4 protein-coding genes and 1 pseudogene are annotated in these 4604 nt (G+C 67.4%); 4 read left to right on the top strand and 1 reads right to left on the bottom strand.

Annotated features, from left to right (window positions below; all coding sequences use genetic code 11):
• The 4 genes and pseudogenes from TSO5_RS30020 to TSO5_RS30005 all read left to right on the top strand — a co-directional run.
• Window positions 1-237 (top strand): annotated as a pseudogene (locus TSO5_RS30020) (branched-chain amino acid ABC transporter permease); the annotation flags it as partial.
• A gap of 377 nt (window positions 238-614) precedes the next feature.
• Entirely contained in the window at window positions 615-2030 is a 1416-nt protein-coding gene (locus TSO5_RS30015) for a sigma 54-interacting transcriptional regulator (protein ID WP_247871037.1), read from the top strand.
• A gap of 113 nt (window positions 2031-2143) precedes the next feature.
• Window positions 2144-2956 (top strand): IclR family transcriptional regulator, encoded by an 813-nt coding sequence (locus tag TSO5_RS30010; protein WP_109155040.1) that lies wholly within the window; start codon window positions 2144-2146, stop codon window positions 2954-2956.
• A gap of 221 nt (window positions 2957-3177) precedes the next feature.
• Window positions 3178-3840 carry a DedA family protein gene (locus TSO5_RS30005; protein WP_109155039.1) on the top strand — a complete coding sequence of 221 codons (663 nt, stop codon included), beginning with the start codon at window positions 3178-3180 and terminating at the stop codon, window positions 3838-3840.
• Between the two features lie 8 nt (window positions 3841-3848).
• On the opposite strand, the gene TSO5_RS30000 is transcribed toward TSO5_RS30005, so the two are convergent.
• A complete protein-coding gene (locus TSO5_RS30000) occupies window positions 3849-4502 on the bottom strand; it encodes a LysE family transporter (protein ID WP_109155038.1) in 654 nt (217 codons plus the stop codon).
• Window positions 4503-4604 lie beyond the last annotated feature (102 nt).

Below are 4604 nucleotides of genomic sequence, written 5' to 3'. Positions count from 1 at the left end.
GACGTGACGTGGCAGATGTCGGGCGAGGTGGTGCTGATGACGCTCTTGGGCGGCATGGGCACGCTGTTCGGGCCGGTGGTCGGCGCCGGGCTGGTGGTGACGCTGGAAAGCTACCTCGCTTCCACCAGCCTGCCGGTGCCGGTGGTGATCGGCTGCATCTTCGTCGTCTGCGTCCTGCTCTTCCGCCGCGGAATCGTCGGCGAGCTGATGGCCCGCCTGCCCAAGCGCGGACATTGAGTCTGCCGTCTTCTCCGTAACTCCCCCAGGGGGGACCGAAAGGTCCCCCTCTTTTTCCCTTTTCTACCCGTCACGGTTGAAAGACCCAATAAGAAACAGGGATATGGCGGAGGATGTAGAGAACTCGTCCGGATTGCTTTTTTAAAAAGCGGTCCGAACTGGCACGCGGCAAAGCTTTGATCTGATGAACGGGTGCGGATCGACCCCGCGCACCCGACCGAACCTGCATGCCTTCCCTTTAATCCGACGGATGGGCTACTATGTTGACCTCTGATATTGTTGGCAAATTGCGTTGCAATGCAGCAGGCCCCAAAGCCGGCATCGCAAGAGGCCTCGACACCGGGACGACGAAGATCGGTCCCGTTTGGGAGGGTGACGTGGGCGACACCGTCGATTTCGAAGCGTTGCGCCAGCGGGCGGTGCACTCCCTTTTTGAACATCTGGAATCCATGTGCGTCGGCGCCGTCGCTGTCGATCACACTGGCCGCATCGCCTGGATGGACGAGAAGTACAAGGCTCTGCTGGGGGTTCCGGACGACCCGCGCGGCCGGCAGGTGGAGGACGTCATCCCCAACAGCCAGCTGCGCCGGGTGATCGACAGCGGCCAGCCCCAGCCGCTGGACATCATGGAGTTCGACGACCGTTCCTTCGTGGTGACGCGGATGCCGCTGTTCGGCATCGACGGCTCGATCATCGGCGCCATCGGCTTCGTGCTGTTCGACCGCGCCGAATATCTCCGCCCGCTGGTCCGCAAATACGAGAAGATGCAGGAGGAGCTGACCCGCACCCAGCAGGAGCTGGCGCACGAGCGCCGGGCCAAATATTCCTTCTCGCAGTTCCTGGGCGCCAGCGAATCGATCCGCGAGATCAAGCGGCTGGGCCGCCGCGCCGCCCAGATGGACTCGACCGTCCTGCTGCTGGGCGAGACCGGGACGGGTAAGGAACTGCTGGCCCAGGCCATCCATTCCGCCAGCCCGCGGGCGGCCAAGCCCTTCGTCGGCGTCAATGTCGCCGCCATCCCGGATACCCTGCTGGAGGCGGAGTTCTTCGGCGTCGCCCCCGGCGCCTACACCGGTGCCGACCGCCGCCACCGCGAGGGCAAGTTCCAGCTCGCCAACGGCGGCACCCTGTTCCTCGACGAGATCGGCGACATGCCGCTGCCGGTCCAGGCCAAGCTGCTGCGCGTGCTGCAGGAGCGGGAGATCGAGCCGCTGGGATCCAACAAGGTGGTGCGGGTCGATGTGCGGATCATCGCCGCCACCAGCCGCGACCTGCATGCCCTGGTGCGCGAGAAGCAGTTCCGCGCCGACCTCTATTACCGCCTGAACGTGGTGCCGATCACCCTGCCGCCGCTGCGCGACCGGCCGGAGGACATCGAGAGCATCGCCGACCGCATCCTGGAACAGCTGGCGATCCAGCAGGGCACGCCGCCGCGCGAACTGCTGGAATCGGCGGTGCAGGTGCTGCGCGACTATGACTGGCCCGGCAACGTGCGCGAGCTTTACAACACGCTGGAGCGGGTGGTGGCGCTGACCGACGCACCGATCCTGACGGCGCCGCACATCCGCAGCGTGCTTCCCGGCATGCAGCATCCGGCCGGCGCCTCCGCCCTGCCGCTGGCGGCGGGCGCGCGGCCGTTGCAGGAGGTGCTGCACGCCGCCGAACGCCACGCCATCGCCGCCGCGCTGGAGGAGGCCAACGGGGTGAAGGCGCGGGCGGCGAAGCTGCTGGGCATTTCGCGCGCGTCGCTGTACGAACGCATGGTGACGCTGGGGCTGGGGGCGACGCAGTAAGTGCGGGCATAGGCCGCCGGTTATAAATTTCGCATCGCGAAACCTTGTTCCATTGACGCGCTGTGCGGCGGCTGGCAGGATCGTCCCGTTATCTTTTGCGGGAGGGACGGGTCATGCGCAGGCGGGAAGAGGCTCTGGTCGCCGACGATCTGGCGGACGACGAGAAGGACCCGCGCTTCGTCACGGCGCTTGCCCGCGGGCTGGAACTGCTGCGCGCCTTCCGCCGCAACGAATCGATGCTCGGCAATCTGGAGCTGGCGCAACGCACCGGCCTGCCCAAGCCGACCGTGTCGCGGCTGACCTACACGCTGGCGAAGCTGGGCTATCTCGCCTACGACCAGAACACCGGCAAGTATCGGCTCGGCACCTCGGTGCTGGCGCTCGGCTATGCCAGCCTGTCGGGCATGGGCATCCGGCAGGTCGCCCGGCCGCTGATGCAGGAGCTGGCCGACCAGACCGGCCTTGCCGTGGCGCTCGGCGGGCGCGACCGGCTGAGCATGATCTATCTGGAATGCTGCAAGGCGACCGGGCCGATCACGCTGTCGCTCGACGTCGGCTCCCACATCAAGCTGTCGACCACCGGCATGGGCCGCGCCTATCTGGCCGCCTTGCCGGAGGCGGAGCGCGCGCCGCTGATGGCCAAGCTGGAAGAGCATGAGGGGGAGCGCTGGCCCGAGATCCGCGACGGCATCCTCCAGGCCATCGAGGATTACCGGACGCGCGGCTACTGCCGCTCCATCGGCGCCTGGAAGTCGGAGGTGCATGCCGTCGGCGTCCCCTTCGTGCCGCGCGACGGCTCGCAGGTGCTGGCCTTCAACTGCGGTGGGCCGGCCTTCATGGTCGATCTGAAGAAGCTTGAGGAGGAGTTCGCGCCGAAGCTGGTGGCGATGGTCCGGCGGATCGACGCGGCGCTGTTCAACGGGTGAAGCTGAGCGGTTTCTCCGGGTGCCCCCTCCCTAACCCTCCCCCGCGTTCCGCGGGAGAGGGAACTGCCGCCGCCTCGCATAAGGCACCCTCTCCCGCGAAGCGGGGGAGGGATGGGGAGGGGGCATTCGAAGCCGACTCTCAGCCGACACGGGAACCCCCAACCACAGCACGCCGTTCTCCCGATACGGGTCAATTCGACCGGTGGGGAAGGACGGACGGAATGGATGGCGGGTTGACGGACTGGCTGGTGCAGGTGATGCACCATCTTCACTATATCGGGATCTTCCTGCTGGTGGCGCTGGCGCGGGTGTTTCCGCCGCTTCCCTCCGAGTCGGTGATCCCGCTGGCCGGGATCGGGGCGGCGACCGGCGAGTTCTCGCTGGTGGGGATCGCCGTCGCCGGCGGGCTCGGCTCGCTGGCCGGGCAGCTGGTTTGGTTCCTGCCGAGCCGCCTGATGGGGCGCGAGCGGCTGGAGGCGTTCCTGAAGAAATACGGCCCCTGGCTGACCATCAACCCGAAGAAGGTGCGGCAGAGCACCGACTGGTTCGCCAAGCGCGGCGGGCTGGCCGTGCTGTTCTCGCAGCCGGTGCCGGGGGTGCGGACGCTGATCTCGATTCCGGCCGGCGCCTGCAGGATGTCGATCCTGAACTATTCGCTGGCGTCGGGCATCGGATCGGTGCTGTGGACGCTGCTGCTGGCCTGGACCGGCTACATGCTGTCGACCTGGCCCTTCGCCCACCGGCTGGTCGGCTATTTCACCATCGGGCTGCTGGTGGTGCTGGTGGGCCTGTATCTGTGGCGGCTGACCAAGCACCTGCACCTGCTGCGCAAGGGCGGTACGGCCGGGGAAGCGCCGAGCGTCACGCCGTCAGCCGGCTGCTGAACAAGTTTTCAGGCGGTCGCCATGCCGACGATGCCGGTCGCGGCCATGCCCAGCGCCCACAGGCCGAAGACGCCCAGCGCCACGCCGGTGCAGTGGTTCAGCATGGTCAGCCCGCGGTCGGAGATGCGGTGACGCACGGCGGCGACACCCATCGCCAGCGTCATCCACCACAGCGACGACCCGATGAAGACGCCCAGCACCAGGGTCGACGCTTCCAGCCGGTCCAGCGTGCCGCCCAGTCCGAAGCCGGCGAAGATGGCGATGAAGGCCATGATGGTCGCCGGGTTGGTCAGGGTCAGCGACAGGCCGGTCATGAAGCCGGTGAACCAGGATTTGCTGTCGGGGGCGGCCGCGGCCTCGCGCTCCTCCGCTTCGGGATGCTGGCGGAAGGTGCGGACCGCAACCACCAGCAGGAAGATGCCGCCGACCAGCTGGAAGGCGATCTCGTGCCCGCGCAGGAAGCTGAGCGCCGCCGACACGCCGAAGGCGGCGATGGCGCCATAGAAGGTGTCGGCCACCGCGGCGCCGAACCCGGTGAAGAAGCCCATCAGGGGCCCATGCTGCAGGGTGCGGCGGATGCACAGCAGACCGATCGGCCCGACGGGTGCGGCGATGGCGAATCCGAGAACGATTCCCTGCAAAAGCACCCAGACTTCGTCCACCGAGCGTCGCCCCCCAATTCCCGTGGCCGGTCCTACCGGTTTCTCGCGACCAGTTCGTCGCAAAGACCATCGGCGGGGGTGATAAACGCCCCCGCCCCTGCC

Origin of the sequence: Azospirillum sp. TSO5 (genome assembly GCF_003116065.1) — a bacterium.
Taxonomy (GTDB): domain Bacteria; phylum Pseudomonadota; class Alphaproteobacteria; order Azospirillales; family Azospirillaceae; genus Azospirillum.
This window is presented reverse-complemented; position numbering and strand designations above follow the sequence as displayed.